The sequence below is a fragment of the Salirhabdus sp. Marseille-P4669 genome (assembly GCF_900240405.1).
Taxonomy (GTDB): domain Bacteria; phylum Bacillota; class Bacilli; order Bacillales; family Alkalibacillaceae; genus OEQK01.
Genome location: NZ_OEQK01000005.1, coordinates 136,819 through 155,260, shown reverse-complemented (window position 1 = coordinate 155,260; position 18,442 = coordinate 136,819). Strand labels below are relative to the sequence as shown.

Genomic DNA, 18,442 nt, shown 5'->3' with positions numbered 1-18,442 from the left:
GAGTTCTTCCTCCCTTTAGTTATGAATTTTATCGTTTTGTAGTATATTGTCATCTTCATCTAATGTAAATTGGACATTAGATTCAATCCATTTTCTTCTAGGCTCTACTTTATCCCCCATTAAGGTCGTAATTCTACGTTCCGCTCTCGCAATATCCTCAATTGTAACGCGAATTAACGTACGAGTTTCTGGGTTCATCGTTGTTTCCCAAAGTTGGTCTGCGTTCATTTCCCCAAGACCCTTATAGCGCTGGATCGTGTAACCATTTTTAAACTTCGCCGTTACTTTCTTTAATTCATCATCTTCCCAAGCATATTCAATTTGTTCGTTTTTCCCTTTCCCCTTTGAAACCTTATAAAGGGGTGGTAGTGCGATATATACTTTTCCTGCTTCTATTAACGGTCTCATATAGCGATAGAAGAACGTCAAGAGTAACACTTGGATATGAGCCCCATCCGTATCGGCATCGGTCATTATGATAATCTTATCGTAATTACAATCTTCTAAGGTAAAATCCGGACCAACATCCGCACCTATTGTATGAATAATCGTCGAAATTTCTTCATTTTTAAAGATATCGGAGATTTTCGCTTTCTCCGTGTTGATTACTTTACCACGCAAAGGTAAAACCGCTTGGAATTTACGGTCTCTACCTTGTTTAGCAGAGCCCCCTGCAGAATCACCCTCCACTAAATAGAGTTCATTTTTTGCAGGGTTTTTCGATTGAGCTGGTGTAAGTTTTCCGCTTAATAGCGTATCCTTTTTCTTTCGCTTCTTTCCATTACGCGCATCTTCTCTTGCTTTCCTAGCTGCCTCTCTTGCTTCACGAGCTTTAATTGCCTTCCGGATCAGCATCGTGGCAACATCTGGGTTTTCTTCAAGGAAGAATGTTAATTTTTCCGATACGACAGCATCTACTACAGATCGTGCTTCAGATGTACCGAGCTTCCCTTTTGTTTGACCTTCAAATTGAAGCAACTCTTCTGGTATTCTAACAGACACAATCGCAGTGAAGCCTTCGCGAATATCATTTCCATCTAAATTTTTCTCTTTTTCTTTTATCAAGTTATTTTTTCTAGCGTATTCATTAATGCTACGTGTAATAGCAGATTTTGCTCCAGATTCGTGGGTACCACCATCTCTCGTCCGAACATTATTTACAAAAGACAAAATATTCTCCGTGTACCCATCATTAAATTGGAAAGCAAAATCTACTTCGATGTCTTGACTGGCACCCTCAAGGGATACAATTGGATGTAATGTATCCTTTTCTTCATTCAAATATGCTACAAAAGCTTCAAGACCTTCAGGATATTCATACGTCTCTTGTAAGTCTTTGTTTTCATCTATTAATTCTATTTTTAATCCTTTTAATAAGAATGCGGCTTCTCGCAATCTTTCAGATAAAATTTCAAACTGAAAGGAAGTGGTTGAGAAGATAGTTGGGTCTGGTTTGAAGTGAATTTTCGTACCGGTTTTCCTAGTATTACCTCTCTGCTCGAGAGTAGTTACTGGATGCCCACCATTTTCAAAACGTTGATAATAAACCTTTTTATCTCGATGAATCGTAACTTCTAACCATTCCGATAAAGCATTTACGACGGATGCCCCTACACCGTGAAGACCACCACTAGTTTTGTAACCACCTTGTCCAAATTTACCCCCTGCATGGAGTATGGTTAAGATGATTTCCGGAGTAGGTTTCCCCATTTTGTGCATACCTGTTGGCATACCTCTACCATGGTCCACTACAGAAACACTTCCATCTTTATGTATGGTTACATTAATTTCATTTCCAAAACCAGCTAAAGCTTCATCAACTGCATTATCGACTATTTCAAAAACGAGGTGATGTAGGCCTCGGTGATCTGTACTACCTATATACATACCAGGTCTTTTCCGGACTGCTTCAAGCCCCTCTAAGACCTGAATGGAATCGTCATTATAAGATGATTGTTGTTTACTCAAAATGAATGTTCCCCTTTCAACCAACATACACAAATATAAGATAACTATTACTAGAACAATTGTTCTTCTTTACTATTTTACGGCATATACTCTTACTATTGTAGCCTTTTTTGCCGCTTTCGCAAATACGTTTTCAAAATATTTCCGAACAAGCCTAGTATTTCTATCGGTATTTGTACTATTTTTTAAAGTCTCATTACGTAAAATAAACACGGATAATAGCGAGTTTGATACGGAAAATAAAAATCCCTGCTTCTACAGGGATTTTATAACTAAGTCTATTATATCATGAATTTTACTTGCCTATTAATACACTATGAGCAACTTTTATACAAGTATCCATAATTACTGTAACGTCATGCTCTTTTAAATAGTGATAAGCTTCTTCGTTCTCGACACCTTGTTGAGCCCAAAATACGTTAGCATCTGTTTGGACTGCCTCTTTTGCGATTTCCGGAAGAAATTCCGAACGGCGGAAAACATTGATAATATCGAATGACTCTGGGACATCTCTTAAAGAAGGATATGCCTTCTCCCCTAGAACTTCATCCACAGTTGGATTTACTGGGATAATTCGATAACCAGCATCCTGCATCGCTTTCGTAACTTGGTACGATGTACGGTCAGGATTGTTCGAAAGACCTACAACCGCAATCGTTTTTGCGTTTTCTAATACTTCTTTAATTTCTTCGTTTGTTGGATTCTGCATATGCGCACACTCCTTTTTTATTAACTGTATTATAAAGATGATTCAAATGTCTAGTTAAAATCAATCTGACTCTGCAACCACGCTTTTTGTACGCAATGATTCATCAATTTCTTTCCAAACCGCTTCATTGGCAAAATAATCACTCCAGCTCGCCATACCAGCTAAATTATACTTATGGACTAATTCCGTGCGTTTTTGTAGTGATTGAGCATCCTCAATCCAAATTTTATATGTGATTGGATTTTCTGGATCCTTCCATTCAACATATTGTTGGCCAGATGCTTCATCGTATTTAGGTGTTACTTGATGTTCTGTAATCCATGCTTCAACATCATCCATGGACATGGATTCAGACTCTACAGAAATGGTACCATCTGCATTTTCTGTTTCCTTCCATAGTCTCGTATATAGTGGGACACCTAGCATTAGGCGCTCATTTGGTACTACTTCTAATAACCTTGTGAGATTTTCTTCAACCCACGGAATACTTGCTACACTCCCTGCTTTTGGAGATGTAGCCCAATGTTCGTCGTATGCCATTACGATTAAATAGTCCACAACCTCTGCTAGCTGCTCTCGTTCATAAAACATCGAATAATTTTCATTCGTAGAAATAAACGTAATATCCATGGAAACTACTAAACCAGCTTCATGTGCTAGAGGGGTGAATTCTCTCATAAATTGCGTTAATAATTCCCCATCCTCCAAGTATACATTTTCAAAATCGATATTAAAGCCATCCAAGTTATAAATGTTCGCATAGTGAAGCAATTGGGAAATAATCGTTTTTCTTGTCTCATAGGATTTTAATACTTCATGTGTTAAATCTGCATTAAAATCATTTGAAAATAATGCCCACACTTGATAGCCCTTCTCTTTTGCATCTTTCACGTATGCTTCCTTCGCATAACTTGTAAGGGACCCATCCGCTTTGTTCAGGTGAAACCAAGTAGGAGAAATCACCTGTACACCTTCATAATCAGTAAGGACAGTAGGTGTTGCATCTGGGTGATATATCGCATCCCAAGTCATATGAATCGGCCATTCTAGTTTTGGTAGATTCGTAGACTTAGGCTCTTCTTCTATTTCTACTTCTACCTGCTCCACACCGGTTAATTCGATTACTTCTTTTTTTACATAGCCTGCAATACCGTTATCTTTTCTAACTTTGTAATATTTTTCTTTTTCGTCAACAATAACCACTTCTTCATTTGTTTCGAGTTCTTCATAATATGGACTCGTTAAATCTGGCTTTTCACGAAGTCTAAATAAATCTACATCATACTCGGAAACCGATTTACCAGTCATGACGCTTTTCCCCTCATCGATAACATGTACCGCACCTGTTTCACTTAAATAGGAAATCTCAATAGGGTATACTTCTTCCATCCAGCTTGTTGCGATATACTTTTGATCATTGTTATCTACAAGTGCTGGAAATGACAACGAATGCTCTTGGTTATTCACAAAATAGGTTAAATGATCCGTTTGTAATTGAAAGACTTTTTCCTTAGTCGTAACAATCACAGACCCTGTATTCTCATCAAAGAATAGATGCTCATCTATCTCTTCTTGGACGAATTCAATTGGTACATAAATGGATTCCTCTGCCATTTTTGCTTCATATGTTGTTACATCATCATTTATTAGAATCGGATGTTCACTATCGAAATACGCACTTTTTATATCAGAAGGAAATGGATAGATAACCCATGTTACAATACTGGTTACGATAAATAATAGCAACAAAGGCAATGCAAATCGTCCTAATTTCCTTTTCTCTTTTAATTGAATCTGTGACATTTCTCGCCTCTCCTCCCCTTTCTAATCGTAAAGGATTTTTCTATTTTTTAAAATAGGGAAATGAAGTTTGTAAAAATTATTCGGTTTTTTGTCATTTCATGATAAAATATGAGCAGGTACTAAATCTATTTATAATTTATTAAAAGCGTCCTATACTGTAATATGACTACATTTTTGTATTACTTGTTTTACGTTTATCATTTCGAGATAAAAGGAGATTTTTTATGGATTATGTTATTTTTGGAATCATCGCCTACTTACTTGGTTCGATTCCCTTTGCCCTTGTCGTAGGGAAGCTTGGTTACGGTATTGATATTCGAGAACACGGAAGCGGTAATTTAGGAGGCACCAATACTTTTCGTGTATTAGGAATTAAGGCTGGATTAATCGTAACAATCGCCGATGTATTAAAAGGGACTTTGGCAGCGGGGCTCCCATTATTATTCCATGCAGATGCAAATGCTTTAGTGGTAGGTATTTTTGCGGTATTAGGACATACATATCCATTATTTGCAAAATTTAAAGGTGGTAAAGCAGTAGCAACTTCTGGTGGCGTTATTTTAGCTGTTAACCCAATTCTATTTGTATCCATTTTTTGTACATTTTTGATAACGCTTAAAATTTCAAAATATGTATCCTTGTCATCTATGGTTACAGGTTTAGTAGCCATTATTTTATCTATCTTTTTTCAGGATATTGGATTAATTATCGTGACAGCAATACTAACTGCTATTATCGTATATCGCCACCGTGCAAATATAAAACGAATAATGAATAAAACAGAGCCGAAGATCAAATGGATGTAGACACAGCACGATTCTCTAGTGTTGTGTTTTTTTCGTTTCATAACAATGCTATACATGGCGGAAAATAAAAAGATAAAGCCATATGTTTTTAGGTTTAAAACTTCTTAGGGGGAATGAAGAATGAGAAAGTTATCTAGTATTGTTACATTGATTGCGACATTATTAGTTGTTTGTATCGCTATCCTTATCATTTCAAGTCATAAACCAACGGATGCTGTCGACAAGACGTATACAAGTCAAAACCATACAGGTATGAAAACGAAGGCTCAACCAGCCGGAAAACAATTTCAAAGCGAGATTACTTTAGGGGCAGTTGGAGACATTTTAATTCATAATTCTGTTTATAATGATGCAAAAACTGAAACAGGATATGATTTCACCCCAATGCTAGCACCAGTGAAAGAATATATGATTTCACCAGATATAATGTTTGCAAATCAAGAAACGATATTAGGCGGAACAGAGCTTGGTCTCTCCTCCTATCCAATGTTTAATTCTCCATATGAGGTAGGAGATGCATTAAAGGATGCTGGAGTGGACATTGTTTCGATGGCGAATAATCATACGTTAGATGCAGGCGAGCAAGGTATTTTAAACGCTACAGCTTATTTCGATAAAATCGGCATTCCATATGTAGGATCTTATCGCAGCGAAGAAGACCAACAGAAACCAAGAATCATAACAAAGGATGGCATCTCGGTCGGTTTTGTTGCTTATACTTATGGAACAAATGGTTTAATCCGACCAGAGGGTAAAGACTATCTTGTTCAATATCTGGAGCAGGATAAAATTATAAAAGACATTAAAAACTTGAAACCACAAGTAGACTTTGTAGTAGTTAGTCTTCATTTCGGATTGGAATATCAACGTTACGCAAATGATGTACAAAAACTATTAGTAGAAGAAGTAAGTAAAGCTGGTGCGGATATTATATTAGGTCACCATCCACATGTATTACAACCAGCTGATTGGATTGAACAAGATGATGGTCATCGGACTTTTGTTATCTATTCTTTAGGTAATTTTCTATCTGGGCAGGCAGAGCTCTATCAACGTATTGGTGCCATCTTACATTTAAATTTGTCAAAAACCATTGACAAGAACAACAATAAGACCGTCTCCCTTTCGGATGTAAAAATCATGCCGACATACAATTATCGACCAAATTATCAAAATTACAAAGTAGTGCCCTTAATAGATGCCGATCAGTATGGACTATCCGATGCAAAAGAGCTATTTCAAGAAATGCAAGAACATATGAAATCCTATACAGACGATGTTACCGTTGTAGAAAAACTATAGAGTGGCTCCGTTAAGGTAGAATAATTGAACATTTTGTAAAATATCATGTATAATTTTAAGTATTCATAGTTACAGAATCATTAATAGGATTTAGCTATGGCGAAAGGAGTCATGAAGATGTTAGAAGCAGATCAAAAAAGAAAACTACCAAGTAAAAGGGAGCGCCATAAATTATTTGGGTCGGTACAACCAGGTCCCAAAACAAAACCAACTGAAAAAGATAAAATGAAAGACCTTCAAAATACGAAAAATGATTTCTTATTTAAAATAGATGCGGTAGGAATTCAAAATGTGAAACATCCTATTGTTGTTCAAAGTGCGCTAAAGCCATATCAGCAAACAACTATTGGTACGTTTGAATTTACTTCGAGTATTGCACAAGATAGTAAAGGCACGAATATGAGTCGCTTTACGGAACAGCTTCATCAGTATTATGAAAATGGTTTTATCATTGACCTGAATACGATGAAAAAATTTGTTGCCGAACTTTCAGATCGTTTAAAACAAACGGATGCATCTATGAAAGTTACATTTCCATGGTTTTATGAACGAAAAGGTCCTCAATCCGATCTAACTGGTTTAAATCATGCTGATGTTTCCATGAAAGTTACGTATAACAAAGACACAGGTTTCACAATTGAAGTTTCACTCGAAGCAACAATTACCACTCTATGTCCTTGTTCAAAAGAGATAAGTGAATATAGTGCACACAACCAAAGAGGTAACGTTAAAATCGTGACGACCCTAACAGATGACTTTAATGAGGATGACATCGATTGGAAAGAATCATTATTAGAAGCAGCGGAATCCAATGCAAGTGCTCGAATCCATCCTGTTTTAAAGCGACCAGATGAAAAAATGGTTACCGAGCAAGCCTATGAGAATCCTCGCTTTGTTGAGGACATGGTGCGATTAGTAGCGGCTGACCTTTTTGAAATGCCTTTTGTTCAAAAATTCAAGGTTTCCTGTGTAAATGAAGAGTCCATCCATTTACATGACGCAGTTGCATCGATTACATTTGATAAGCGTACCGATATCTAAGGAACGGATTTGTTAGATTATGAAATATTTATTTATTGGCATTATTAAAGTGTATCGTAAATATATTTCTCCATTAAGGGGACCATCATGCCGATTTCAACCAACATGTTCCGAATATGGGTTGGAAGCCTTTAGAAGATTTGGTTTCTTTAAAGGGTTTTATTTAACAACGAAAAGAATTTTAAAATGCCATCCATTCCATCCAGGTGGATTTGATCCTGTACCGGAAAAGCTAAGAAAAAGAGGTCCTTACTCGAAATAAGGACCTCTTTTTTAACGTAAATGAAAACGATTTAATTGTTCCATCTTTCCCTCTTGTTCTAATATGTCACGTTGAAAGGAGCCAATTAAATCAAAATGTGGAAATCGCTCATCCTTGTGAATCCATTCTGGCTTTAGTCCGTACTTTTTACCCCATTCCATAAGCTTAGCTAGATCAGAGCACCCAACCTTTGTTACGGTGTTACTCTTTGGAAAGCGGTCATCGAGCCAATAATGGGTTAAAAATGCGATTTCGCCACTTAAGACTTTTTGCTTCCAATTTATAAGTTCATCACGTTTTACACCAAATGCCATAATTATTCATCCCTTGTTGCTTTTACATAAGCTTCATGTAAGGCTGGAAATTTTTTGCGTGTAGAGATTGGCTTAAATGTTTCTTTCTTGACACAAACATGTGTTGTCGTACCTGTTACTGCTGTTTCACCATTTCCATCTAATATCTCGTATCCATATACAATTTTAACTCCAGTATACGTTAAGAGCCACGTTTTCACCTTTGCAGTTTGTCCATAGCGTACAGGTTGCTTAAACTGAATGTTCGCATCTACTACTGGAACAACTATTCCCTCTTCTTCCATTTCATGATATTGAAAACCTAAGTCCTCCATAAATTTTGTCCGTCCAATTTCAAACCATACTAAATAATTGGCATGATATACGACCCCCATCTGATCGGTTTCCTGATATCGAACGGTTACCTCTGCTTCTGATATTTTCATGAAAGTACTCCCCTCTAATTACTGCTATATGTAATATGGTGATTTTATCATAAGTTAGACGGATTTTCCCAGTGTTTGATATTACATGCTCGAGATTGAAAAAAAGCCTGTCTTCACGACAGGCTCTCGTAATTAGTGATTGTTATCTCGTACTTCATCTTTTATTTCACTTCGAAACCCTTCAATTGCATGTCTTCTGCGTTCGTTTTTCGCTTCGATATCTTGGCGGTCTTGTTCATTTGCAAACTGAGCTGATTCCTCTGCTTCTTCCATATTTTCAATCGTATCATGAATCATCTGTTGTAACTTTTCTACGTTATCGGAACGATCATCCGGTTTTGGCTTATTGTGATAATGATTCATCTATACTCCCCCTCTAATTTCCTTTTGGTTGAGCCCAGATTGTCCCTCCACCATGCTCAGGTTTCGTTTGATATTTCTTACCCATATTACCATCATACTTGCGACTTGCTAAACCAAGATGTCTTGGCTGAAAATGCTTTGAGTCCTTTTTGGGATTACCCATTGGCATCAAAACTCCTTTATGAAGTTTTTCGTAAATAGTTTGAGCTTTATCACAGAATATATAAGTGGAATAAAAAAGCAGCCCTATTTTTCGGCTGCTTCCATAATTCCTGAGGATAAACGTTCTTCAAGCTTTTGTTCAATTTGTTCCATAAGTTCTGGATTTTGTCTTATTTGTTCTCTTTCATTTGCCAAAATTTCTGCGTAGGACATTTTACGTTTCTTTTTCATTGGAAATACTCTCCTTTTTGTAACATTATTTCCAAGAAAAGGCACGTTTATTCGATGAGAAGTCAGAAAAATAACTTATTCTAGTTCCTTTAGCTTTTCAGTCATGAGTTCTATATCCATTGGACCTACATGTTTTGGTAATTGCACTTCTCCCTTGGTATTGATAAAATACGTTGTTGGTAAACCAAATGCTTGATATTTGTTATAGGTTACGTCTAAATCCTTATCAAGAGCTATTGGAAAGGTAACACCTAAATCCTCAACAAAGGACTTTACCTCTTTTACAGATTTTTCAGATCCGGTTGCATTAAGTCCTAGAACAACAAGCTCATCCTTGTGGTCCTCATAAAATTGTTGCATAGCTGGCATTTCATCGATACAGTAAGTACACCAAGTAGCCCAAAAATTTAAAAACACTTTTTTCCCTTTCAAGTCGGATAATGTTAATGATTCACCAGATAACGTTTCTAAAGTAAAATCTGGTGCAATATCCTGCACCTTCACACTTGAAACCTCTACAGCACGATCGTCCTCAGGAGTTGCCCAAATAACCCCATCAAAGGATTCGTCCTCCACTTCAACTGGTAACTCCTCCTTTTTCTCTGCAGCTGTATTTTCTTCTGTGAAGCTGTATCCTTTCTCTGCAGCTGTTTTTTCTTTTGTAAAGCTGTATATAACAAAACCAATCATTAAAAGTAGAACTGTTACTGCAAATAGGCGTTTAATCATAGCGTTGTAACCATCCTTTATACTCCAATATGTATTCGCTACTGTCCATTTTAACATGGTTATACATGTAAGAAAAGCTATGGGTGAATCCGTATAAATGTTAAAAAAGCACTCCTCAATAGAGGAGTGCATGTGAATATTACTTATTTTAATTTGTTACGCAATACCATTTGTAAAATACCGCCATGACGATAGTAATCAATTTCCACTTCACTATCGAAACGGGCAATAGCTTCAAATTCTGTCTTATTACCTGCTTCATCAGTAGCCGTTACTTTCACTAGGTCATGTGGTTTTACATTTTCATCAATTTGAACATCAAGTACTTCTCTACCAGTTAGGCCAAGAGCTTCAGCGCCTTCACCTTCTTTAAATTGTAATGGTAGTACACCCATCATTACAAGGTTAGAGCGATGAATACGCTCAAAACTTTGGGCAATAACTGTTTTGATTCCTAGTAAGTTTGTACCTTTTGCAGCCCAGTCACGAGAAGATCCCATACCGTAATCGTTACCAGCAATAACAGCCAAACCAGTATTGTCTTCTTGGTATTTCATACATGCGTCATAAATTGGCATAATTTCTTCTGTTGGCCAGTATGTTGTGAATCCACCTTCTGTACCAGGTGCAATTTGGTTACGAATACGAATGTTACCGAAAGTACCACGCATCATTACTTCATGGTTACCACGACGAGAGCCATAAGAGTTAAAGTCACGTGGAGATACTCCTTTATCCGTTAAATACTTACCTGCAGGCATATCCTTAGGAATAGCCCCTGCTGGTGAAATGTGGTCAGTCGTAACTGAATCTCCAAACTTACCAACTACACGCAATCCAGATAGGGGTTTAACCTCTTCTGGGTCTTTGGACAATCCTTCAAAGAATGGAGGATTTTGAATGTATGTGGAATCTTCATCCCATTGGTAAAGTGGCTCATCTGTTGTTTCAATCGCATTCCACTTTTCGTTTGAATTAAATACGTTTTCATATTCTTTACGGAAAATTTCAGGCGTTACTACTTTTGCAATTTCCGCTTTTACTTCTTCACTAGAAGGCCAAATGTCTTTAAAGAATACATTGTTACCGTCTTTATCTTGACCAAGTGGCTCGTTGTATAAATCGATATCCACTGTACCAGCTAACGCATATGCTACAACTAGTGGTGGTGATGCTAAGAAGTTCGCCTTCACTAATGGATGGATACGACCTTCAAAGTTACGGTTACCTGAAAGTACAGATGCTACAGTTAAGTCATTCTCAGAAATCGCTTCCTCAATTTCTGGTAGTAGTGGACCAGAGTTACCGATACAAGTAGTACATCCGTAACCAACTAGGTTAAATCCTAATTGATCTAAATAATCAAGTAAACCAGCATCTTCAAGATAACGTGTAACAACCTTTGAGCCTGGTGCTAAAGATGTTTTTACATAAGCAGGTACCTCTAAGCCTTTTTCTACTGCTTTTTTCGCAAGTAGACCAGCACCTAGCATTACGTATGGGTTCGAAGTATTTGTACAAGATGTGATTGCAGCAATTGCAACTGCACCTGTTTTCATTGTTGTTTCTCTACCATCTGCAAGCTTAGCAGTAGCAGTTTTATCCTTTTCATTTTCATCTAAACCAAAACCATGGTTACCTGCTGGAGCAGTAAGTGCTTTGTTGAATGATTCTTTCATTTGTGATAAAGGAATCAAATCTTGCGGACGCTTAGGACCAGAAAGGTTTGGTTCAAGCTCAGAAAGATCAATTGTAATAAGCTTTGTAAATTCAGGCTCTTCTTGATCTGGTGTATAGAATAAGTTGTTTTCCTTACAGTACGTTTCAACTACTTTAATGTGCTCTTCAGAACGTCCAGTTAAACGCATATATGCTAACGCTTCATTATCAACTGGGAAGAAACCACAAGTAGCACCGTATTCAGGAGCCATGTTCGAAATAGTTGCACGGTCAGCTAAAGGCATTTCACTTAAACCAGGACCGAAGAATTCAACAAATTTACCAACTACTTTAGCTTCACGAAGTACTTGCGTTACTTTTAAAGCTAAGTCTGTTGCTGTAGCTCCATTCGGAAACTTACCTACAAGTTTCACACCGATAACTTCTGGAGCTGGGAAATAAGATGGTTGACCAAGCATTCCTGCTTCCGCTTCAATACCACCAACACCCCAACCAAGAACACCGATACCGTTGATCATCGTTGTATGAGAGTCCGTACCCACTAAAGTATCTGGATATGTGTCATATTCACCGCTTTCATTTTCGATCGCATGAACAACACTTGCTAAATATTCTAGGTTAACTTGGTGTACAATTCCTGTTGCAGGTGGAACAGCACGATAATTATCGAATGCTTTTTGAGCCCAGTTTAGGAATTGATAACGCTCCGCGTTACGTTCAAATTCTAGGTCCATATTTAATCGAAGGGCATTTGAAGAACCATATTTATCAACTTGAACGGAGTGGTCAATTACTAGGTCAACTGGAACTTCTGGATTAATACTGTCAGGGCTTCCACCCATATCAACCATAGCTTTACGAAGGGAGGCTAAATCTACTACTGCTGGTACCCCTGTAAAGTCTTGTAAAATAACTCGGGAAGGTTTAAATGGAACATCCACATTACCTTCTACATCAGCTGTGCCCCATTTTGCTAAGTTTTCAACATGCTCATTTTTAATTACACGTCCATCATGCTGGCGTAGTACAGATTCAAGAAGAACACGAATGGAATATGGTAAGCGTGATACATTACCAATTCCAGCTTCCTCCAACGCTTTCAAATCATAGTAATTATACTTTTTGCCATCAATTTCAAACTGCTTTTTCGCATTGTAAGCGTTATTAGCTGTCATTTGTATACCCCCTAAGAAAATATGTATAAGTGCTTCTCCTGTTCCCATGTCCCTACCTTTGACAGTCTTTGCGCACGTATTCATTTTAAATCAAAATGTTAGATAAGTAAAACGATTCAACTAAATTTTTCTTTTCTATACATAAAAACATTAAATATTTCCTAAATGTTTTTCAAATAATAAGATGGAAAGGAGGAGTTTCTATGTCAGAAAAGCAATCGAAATTCAAAGATCAAGTAAAACAGCCTTACGGTGAGCCAATGAAAGGCTCCAAAAAGGTAAAGAACCGCAATCATTCTAGACAGAAAAAAGGTGCCTCACACGACCTGTAATTCTTGTTCTACTTGCGTAAGAATGTGAAATAAATCGTCTATATCTTGATTGGAAAGTGTTCGAAAGTCGATGAATAATTCTTCCTTTACAAATCTACAAATAACTGGAAGCTTGCGAACACGTAAATTTCTTTCCATATCAACAGTCGTCATTTTTTTGGTGTTAAGTGTAATCCCGTATGTTTCGATTTGTTCTGTAGGCATAGTCCCCCCGCCAATCATGGACATATCTTTTTTGATACTTAAACGGATGTTCGAAAAGTCTCGACATCGCCCTAAAAATTGCATGGCTTGCATATGCAACTGTTCTTTAGGCTTTAACATATCCTTAACAGTAGGAATTGCAGGTATAGTATCTTTCACATACGCTTTTAATGTTACTTCTAGTGCAGCGAGTGACATTTTATCCACTCGAAGTACCCTTGCAAGCTGATGTTGTTTGAGCTTATCAATCAGTTCTTTTTTTCCAGCAATAATACCTGCTTGTGGGCCCCCTAAAAGCTTATCACCACTAAAAGAAATTAGGTGTGGGCCTTCCTTTAAAATTGATTTAACAACAGGTTCGTCCCCAATGTGATGGTCAGAAAAATTATATAACGCTCCGCTACCTAAATCTTCATAAAAAAGTACTCCATGCTCTTCAGCTAGTTTGGAAAGTTCCTTACGCTCTACGCTTTTTGTAAATCCAACAATTTTGAAATTACTTGTATGTACCTTTAACAGCATTGTGGTTCGATCAGAAATGGCTTTTTCATAATCATTTATGTTGGTTTTATTTGTGGTGCCGACTTCCACCAACTTTGCATCGCTTTCTTCCATTATGGAGGAAACTCGAAAGCTTCCACCAATTTCGACTAATTCTCCACGGGATACGATAACTTCCGAACCTTTCGCAAAGCATCGAAGGATAAAATACACAGCTGCGGCATTATTATTTACTACAATCGCAGCCTCGGCACCAGTTACCTCTTTAATTAAATCCTCTACAATGGCATGTCTTGAACCCCGTTTGCCGTTTTGTATGTCATATTCTAAATTACTATAACTCGTAGCAATCTCAACAACATGTTTTGCAGCCTCTTCCGACAGTCTTGCTCGCCCAAGATTTGTATGTAAAACGGTACCTGTTCCATTAATAACTCTTTTTAACGTATATTCGTTCCATGTCGTTAACGATTGTACAACGATATCAATAATATGCGTTTTTATAGAACGAGAATCCAAGCTAAGCTTTTCCTCTATAATCATTTCTCTAATCTGATTCACAACCTGTTGAATTGTTTCCGTCACTTTGTTAGTCGTTAGGTTTAACTCCTTTTGGATATCTAATATAGCAGCTTCCCTTTGGATTTCGTGCACAGGTGGAATAGATCGTAGTAGTGAATTCAAGGTCATACCTCCCTAAAACTATCAATTGTCCTCATTATAACATCAATGCTCTATTCAATTGAAAAAAGCACACCACTTAAGGGTATGCTAATTGTTAAAAGTGTTCATCCATTTTTTCAATCAATTCATCTGCATTCGGAAATCTGTCCATTTCTTTTTTCGAGAAAATCTTCTTCCCATTTACTGTTACTTCAAAAACACCACCTGAGCCTGGTGTTAGCGTCATATTGGTAATTTTATGACGATAATGGCTAAATAATTCTTCTGCGACACGCGCAGCTTTTGGTGCATAATTTCACATCATGCAGAATTCAATAGATACGTTACAAGACATTCTTTTATTGCCTCCTCCAGTTTAAATCATTTAAATTCAGTATAGAAAAAGATTCAAAATACTTCAAATTTTGTGTTTTACACCCATTTTCGTTTGTCTTCTATTCGTATCGTGATGTTTCGTTTGTCTAATCGTTCTAAAAATGGGATTAAATATTTTCTCGATATTTTCAAAATATCCTTCGCTTCTTTCAACGTAAAGGTGGCTTCTGTCTGTTGTCTTAATAAAGCAACACTTTCCTCCCATACATTTGTGTGAATCATATAGTTTTCCATTAATGGCGTAATAATTTCTTGTTCTATTAAATAATTATGAAAAGGCTCTACGAACTCCATAGGAAGCCCCTTCACATACTCTTTCCATTCTTTAACCTTTAGCTGGTCCGCCTTTAATTGATCTAAAACAGATAACATTCTTGTTTCCCATTTAGTAGGTAAATGTGGTTCAAATCCATTTATTGCAATATAATGACCTTTTTGGTTTATTTTTTTATCTCCAATCCATTGTTTGATAAGCATCTCTTGGATCGATTTATGGACCTCTATATGCTTTAATAACTCTGGTTTGTTCATACCTGTTTTCATTGGATTTTCATCATGAAATTGATTTAAAACCTGGATTATTTCATTTTGGATCTGCTCATAGTAGCTTGTTAATGTATAATAATTTGCTATTTTCTTGATTGTACCATCTATGCTCAAGCGATGAACCATTTCTTCCATTTGGTTTAAATCTATCGGTATTTTTTTCACAAGCTCTTCTTTTGTAATCCAATTGTGTCTAGAAATCAATTGTAGCACTTGCTCTTCTGGTGTTCCCTCCTTCATTTGGGTTAATTTTGTAATCGTTTCTTCTCCAAACTTATACTTTTCTCCATTTGGATTGATTACCCATCCTCCACCAATTGTTTCGACAGGAGTGGCTCGTCTCAGGATAAAGCGGTCTTCCCTTTTTATTACAATTGGTTCTTTCAATCGTATTTGACAAACGATTTCATCCATTTCCTTTTCTACTTTGTTTCGGTCAAAGAAGATGATGTGTCCATACACTTCATTAGTTCCAGTATGTAACTTTATCGGGGTACGTTGCTTAATAGGCGTTTTAAGTGGATTGATAAAACGCATCGCAACATCAATCGTCGTGGTGGTCGTAAAAAATTCTGGTTGTTTCACTAGTACATCCCCGCGTTTCACATCGTCTTTATGAACGCCCGCAAGTTGAATTGCAGTCCGTTGTCCAGCAAAACCACGATTAACCGAATGGGAGTGTACTTGAATTTGCCGCGCTTTTCCTTTTTGGTCATTTGGTAGCACTACAAGCTGGTCCTCTACGTGAACAGTACCTTCATAAATGGTGCCTCGTACAATAGTGCCAACACCTTTCATCGTAAATACTTGATCAATTGGCAAACGGAATGGAGCTAATTCATTACGATGCTTCGTATAATTTAGCTGGTCCATTATTCGTTGTTTTAATCCCTCTATTCCCACACCATCGATACTATCGACTTGAACAATAGGAGCATCGGCGAAGGTTGTTTGCTTTATAAATTCCTTGATATCATTTTCAACTAGATCTATTAGCTCTGCTTCCGCTTGCTTCACCTTTGTTATAACAATAATGGCGTTATGGATATTTAATAAGGAAAGAATATTCATATGCTCTACCGTTTGTGGCATTATCCCTTCATCAGCAGCAATAATGATCAACACAAGATCAATCCCTGCAACCCCTGCAATCATTTGTCGAATAAACTTCTCATGTCCAGGTACATCAATGATGGAAATATTGTAATTCGAATCTTTTAGCTTTAATGGGGCAAAACCTAGCTCAATCGAAATTTTCCGTTCCTTTTCTTCCTTTAGCCGATCTGTATCCACATTTGTTAGTGCTTTGGTCAACGACGTCTTTCCATGATCGATATGCCCGGCCATCCCTATTGTATAACTTCTATTATTCATTGCTTTTCACCGTCATTTTCTAAATTAGTATGTAGGTTTATTATTACGGCTCAACCATCAAAAATCAATTCTAGTGATTCGATAATTGAAATAAATAGAGGCTTTCTGTATAATTAAATTTTGTTAGATATGGGGTTGGTTACGGTGCTGGTGCCCGTCGCGGTCTTCAAAACCGTTTGAGAGGTGCGTGTCATCTCTGGTGGGTTCGATTCCCACACAGTCCCGCCAACTATTTGTTAAGTATCTTGCCTCGGCAAACCACCTGTTCTTCTCAGGGTGCTATATCATTACCAGATGAGCTACGTCGACTATTCGTTACCTATTATCTGATTACCAGTTTTTTTTGTTTTGCTCTAAATTAGATAAGCTTACTAGATTTTTTTGCATTGGAGTTGGACATATTCGATTATGTTTTTTAATTTTCAAATTAATAACTTCTATATCGCTTTCTGTTTTGGCTGCATTCAATAAAACCCTTATTTCTTTTTGTAATTCTAACCATGGCGGTAAAAAGCCAGCATCTTTTGCAATCTTTTGAAAATGTTGAAATGTATCCTTTTGCATATAATCTTTAGGAAGGGGCTTTCCTTTTCCAGGTAGCTCTTTTTCATATTCATAATTATTTTCTTTAATTATGTCGCCTATTAAGTCATTATATTTTTTATCCATACACTTCACTCTCCTCCAATTTTGTCATTTTAGATAATTTCACTTTAGACATGAAAAAATTCTTTCATAGGGGATGTGTTATGCACCGTCTTTTCATGAGATAACGAATAGCAATTTTAAAGTATTTATTGATTATGCCCACAATTGTTTTTTTACCCAATTCCCACCTTCTAAAAAATACTTTAATCTAACATGCTGTCTCTTCTCATCTGCTTGCCAAAATTCAACCTCATTAGCTCTAACCTTGTAAAGGGCCCAAGAATCAGAAACTTCAACAGGATTATCTTTCAAATTAGACAGTTGTGTTGACAATGCTTCCTCAAAGTCACTTTGTTTTTCTAAAATTGAGCTTTGTTTACCTATTAAAGTAATAGCACGTGCAACCTTTCCGCGATTCAAAAAGTCCTGCATGTTTGTTTTTTTATCCATCTTCATAGCATTACCACGTATTCTTATTTGCCGACCAATTAATGACCAATAAAAGTTTAAGGAAACATTAGAGTTAGTCTGTAATTGTTTACCTTTTTCACTAATAGTACTAGTTGCAAAGTACCAGCCTTCTTCATCCACATCTTTAAGTATAAGTACTCTCGAATCTGGATTGCCTTTTTTATCTACTGTAGATAGAGTCATTGCGTGAGGTTCATGTATATCATGATCAAATGCAAATTGAAACCATGTTAAGAATAATTCGTAGGGAGTATAAGGAGTATCTTGGACTTCAAATGTTGGAAATGGCCCTATGAGTGTTTTACTGTTTTGGATTTTATTCCTGACACTATTCATA

Annotated in this window: 20 protein-coding genes and 1 tRNA gene; 6 read left to right on the top strand and 15 right to left on the bottom strand. The window is 36.8% G+C overall.

All coding sequences use genetic code 11. The annotated features are described in order from the left end of the window. Positions 1-15: 15 nt before the first annotated feature. From parE to C1A05_RS11245, 3 genes are all read right to left on the bottom strand, one after another. Positions 16-1,971 (bottom strand): DNA topoisomerase IV subunit B, encoded by a 1,956-nt coding sequence (gene parE / locus C1A05_RS11255; protein ID WP_102028476.1) that lies wholly within the window; start codon positions 1,969-1,971, stop codon positions 16-18. A gap of 292 nt (positions 1,972-2,263) precedes the next feature. Beyond that, positions 2,264-2,677 (bottom strand): CoA-binding protein, encoded by a 414-nt coding sequence (locus C1A05_RS11250; RefSeq protein WP_102028335.1) that lies wholly within the window; start codon positions 2,675-2,677, stop codon positions 2,264-2,266. A gap of 60 nt (positions 2,678-2,737) precedes the next feature. After that, entirely contained in the window at positions 2,738-4,480 is a 1,743-nt protein-coding gene (locus C1A05_RS11245) for a glycosyl hydrolase family 18 protein (RefSeq protein WP_102028334.1), read from the bottom strand. Positions 4,481-4,704: 224 nt separating this feature from the next. Here C1A05_RS11245 and plsY point away from each other — a divergent pair, with 224 nt between their 5' ends. From plsY to yidD, 4 genes are all read left to right on the top strand, one after another. Next, positions 4,705-5,286 carry a glycerol-3-phosphate 1-O-acyltransferase PlsY gene (plsY, locus tag C1A05_RS11240; RefSeq protein ID WP_102028333.1) on the top strand — a complete coding sequence of 194 codons (582 nt, stop codon included), beginning with the start codon at positions 4,705-4,707 and terminating at the stop codon, positions 5,284-5,286. A gap of 120 nt (positions 5,287-5,406) precedes the next feature. After that, positions 5,407-6,588 carry a CapA family protein gene (locus tag C1A05_RS11235; RefSeq protein ID WP_102028332.1) on the top strand — a complete coding sequence of 394 codons (1,182 nt, stop codon included), beginning with the start codon at positions 5,407-5,409 and terminating at the stop codon, positions 6,586-6,588. 111 nt (positions 6,589-6,699) lie between these two features. After that, complete coding sequence (gene folE2, locus C1A05_RS11230) at positions 6,700-7,629, top strand: GTP cyclohydrolase FolE2 (RefSeq protein WP_102028475.1); 930 nt, start codon at positions 6,700-6,702, stop codon at positions 7,627-7,629. Positions 7,630-7,648: 19 nt separating this feature from the next. Further along, complete coding sequence (gene yidD, locus C1A05_RS11225) at positions 7,649-7,891, top strand: membrane protein insertion efficiency factor YidD (RefSeq protein WP_102028331.1); 243 nt, start codon at positions 7,649-7,651, stop codon at positions 7,889-7,891. Positions 7,892-7,902: 11 nt separating this feature from the next. Here yidD and C1A05_RS11220 read toward each other — a convergent pair whose 3' ends face one another. From C1A05_RS11220 to acnA, 7 genes are all read right to left on the bottom strand, one after another. Continuing rightward, positions 7,903-8,205, bottom strand: coding sequence for a hypothetical protein (locus tag C1A05_RS11220; RefSeq protein ID WP_102028330.1), 303 nt, complete (start codon positions 8,203-8,205; stop codon positions 7,903-7,905). A 2-nt stretch (positions 8,206-8,207) separates the two neighbouring features. After that, positions 8,208-8,630: an acyl-CoA thioesterase gene (locus C1A05_RS11215; protein ID WP_102028329.1), complete on the bottom strand. Its 423-nt coding sequence runs from the start codon at positions 8,628-8,630 to the stop codon at positions 8,208-8,210. A 132-nt stretch (positions 8,631-8,762) separates the two neighbouring features. Next, a complete protein-coding gene (gene tlp, locus C1A05_RS11210) occupies positions 8,763-8,993 on the bottom strand; it encodes a small acid-soluble spore protein Tlp (RefSeq protein WP_102028328.1) in 231 nt (76 codons plus the stop codon). A 13-nt stretch (positions 8,994-9,006) separates the two neighbouring features. Then, positions 9,007-9,156 carry a small acid-soluble spore protein N gene (gene sspN, locus C1A05_RS11205; protein ID WP_102028474.1) on the bottom strand — a complete coding sequence of 50 codons (150 nt, stop codon included), beginning with the start codon at positions 9,154-9,156 and terminating at the stop codon, positions 9,007-9,009. A gap of 83 nt (positions 9,157-9,239) precedes the next feature. Continuing rightward, entirely contained in the window at positions 9,240-9,386 is a 147-nt protein-coding gene (locus C1A05_RS17865) for an FbpB family small basic protein (protein WP_145997314.1), read from the bottom strand. A 75-nt stretch (positions 9,387-9,461) separates the two neighbouring features. Continuing rightward, positions 9,462-10,115, bottom strand: a complete 654-nt coding sequence (locus C1A05_RS11200; protein ID WP_159462059.1) for a TlpA family protein disulfide reductase — start codon at positions 10,113-10,115, stop codon at positions 9,462-9,464. A 143-nt stretch (positions 10,116-10,258) separates the two neighbouring features. Continuing rightward, on the bottom strand, positions 10,259-12,970 hold the full coding sequence (gene acnA, locus C1A05_RS11195) for an aconitate hydratase AcnA (protein ID WP_102028326.1): 2,712 nt from the start codon (positions 12,968-12,970) through the stop codon (positions 10,259-10,261). A 203-nt stretch (positions 12,971-13,173) separates the two neighbouring features. Between acnA and C1A05_RS11190 the strand changes: the two genes are divergently transcribed. Beyond that, the gene (locus C1A05_RS11190; RefSeq protein ID WP_102028325.1) at positions 13,174-13,302 is read left to right on the top strand and encodes a small acid-soluble spore protein P; all 129 of its coding nucleotides are present in this window, start codon (positions 13,174-13,176) and stop codon (positions 13,300-13,302) included. On the opposite strand, the gene selA is transcribed toward C1A05_RS11190, so the two are convergent. The 3 genes from selA to selB form a co-directional block, all read right to left on the bottom strand. Further along, positions 13,288-14,691: an L-seryl-tRNA(Sec) selenium transferase gene (gene selA / locus C1A05_RS11185; protein ID WP_102028324.1), complete on the bottom strand. Its 1,404-nt coding sequence runs from the start codon at positions 14,689-14,691 to the stop codon at positions 13,288-13,290. The two genes, C1A05_RS11190 and selA, sit on opposite strands and share 15 nt — an antisense overlap. A 94-nt stretch (positions 14,692-14,785) precedes the next feature. After that, on the bottom strand, positions 14,786-15,025 hold the full coding sequence (locus tag C1A05_RS11180) for a SelT/SelW/SelH family (seleno)protein (RefSeq protein ID WP_373419472.1): 240 nt from the start codon (positions 15,023-15,025) through the stop codon (positions 14,786-14,788). 77 nt (positions 15,026-15,102) lie between these two features. After that, positions 15,103-16,986, bottom strand: coding sequence for a selenocysteine-specific translation elongation factor (gene selB, locus C1A05_RS11175; protein ID WP_102028322.1), 1,884 nt, complete (start codon positions 16,984-16,986; stop codon positions 15,103-15,105). A 131-nt stretch (positions 16,987-17,117) separates the two neighbouring features. Between selB and C1A05_RS18045 the strand changes: the two genes are divergently transcribed. Further along, a tRNA-Sec gene (locus C1A05_RS18045) sits at positions 17,118-17,214 on the top strand. A gap of 102 nt (positions 17,215-17,316) precedes the next feature. Here C1A05_RS18045 and C1A05_RS11170 read toward each other — a convergent pair. Next, positions 17,317-17,655: a J-domain-containing protein gene (locus tag C1A05_RS11170; protein WP_102028321.1), complete on the bottom strand. Its 339-nt coding sequence runs from the start codon at positions 17,653-17,655 to the stop codon at positions 17,317-17,319. Positions 17,656-17,787: 132 nt separating this feature from the next. Then, positions 17,788-18,441 carry a pyridoxine/pyridoxamine 5'-phosphate oxidase gene (locus tag C1A05_RS11165; RefSeq protein WP_102028320.1) on the bottom strand — a complete coding sequence of 218 codons (654 nt, stop codon included), beginning with the start codon at positions 18,439-18,441 and terminating at the stop codon, positions 17,788-17,790. Position 18,442: the final 1 nt, after the last annotated feature.

Coding starts and splice junctions, on each gene's coding strand:
- C1A05_RS11250 (WP_102028335.1), bottom strand. CDS start 2,677: ATGCAGAATCCAACAAACGAAGAAATTAAAGAAGTATTAGAAAACGCA.
- C1A05_RS11245 (WP_102028334.1), bottom strand. CDS start 4,480: ATGTCACAGATTCAATTAAAAGAGAAAAGGAAATTAGGACGATTTGCA.
- plsY (WP_102028333.1), top strand. CDS start 4,705: ATGGATTATGTTATTTTTGGAATCATCGCCTACTTACTTGGTTCGATT.
- C1A05_RS11235 (WP_102028332.1), top strand. CDS start 5,407: ATGAGAAAGTTATCTAGTATTGTTACATTGATTGCGACATTATTAGTT.
- folE2 (WP_102028475.1), top strand. CDS start 6,700: ATGAAGATGTTAGAAGCAGATCAAAAAAGAAAACTACCAAGTAAAAGG.
- yidD (WP_102028331.1), top strand. CDS start 7,649: ATGAAATATTTATTTATTGGCATTATTAAAGTGTATCGTAAATATATT.
- C1A05_RS11220 (WP_102028330.1), bottom strand. CDS start 8,205: ATGGCATTTGGTGTAAAACGTGATGAACTTATAAATTGGAAGCAAAAA.
- C1A05_RS11215 (WP_102028329.1), bottom strand. CDS start 8,630: ATGAAAATATCAGAAGCAGAGGTAACCGTTCGATATCAGGAAACCGAT.
- tlp (WP_102028328.1), bottom strand. CDS start 8,993: ATGAATCATTATCACAATAAGCCAAAACCGGATGATCGTTCCGATAAC.
- sspN (WP_102028474.1), bottom strand. CDS start 9,156: ATGGGTAATCCCAAAAAGGACTCAAAGCATTTTCAGCCAAGACATCTT.
- C1A05_RS17865 (WP_145997314.1), bottom strand. CDS start 9,386: ATGAAAAAGAAACGTAAAATGTCCTACGCAGAAATTTTGGCAAATGAA.
- C1A05_RS11200 (WP_159462059.1), bottom strand. CDS start 10,115: ATGATTAAACGCCTATTTGCAGTAACAGTTCTACTTTTAATGATTGGT.
- acnA (WP_102028326.1), bottom strand. CDS start 12,970: ATGACAGCTAATAACGCTTACAATGCGAAAAAGCAGTTTGAAATTGAT.
- C1A05_RS11190 (WP_102028325.1), top strand. CDS start 13,174: ATGTCAGAAAAGCAATCGAAATTCAAAGATCAAGTAAAACAGCCTTAC.
- selB (WP_102028322.1), bottom strand. CDS start 16,986: ATGAATAATAGAAGTTATACAATAGGGATGGCCGGGCATATCGATCAT.
- C1A05_RS11170 (WP_102028321.1), bottom strand. CDS start 17,655: ATGGATAAAAAATATAATGACTTAATAGGCGACATAATTAAAGAAAAT.
- C1A05_RS11165 (WP_102028320.1), bottom strand. CDS start 18,441: ATGAATAGTGTCAGGAATAAAATCCAAAACAGTAAAACACTCATAGGG.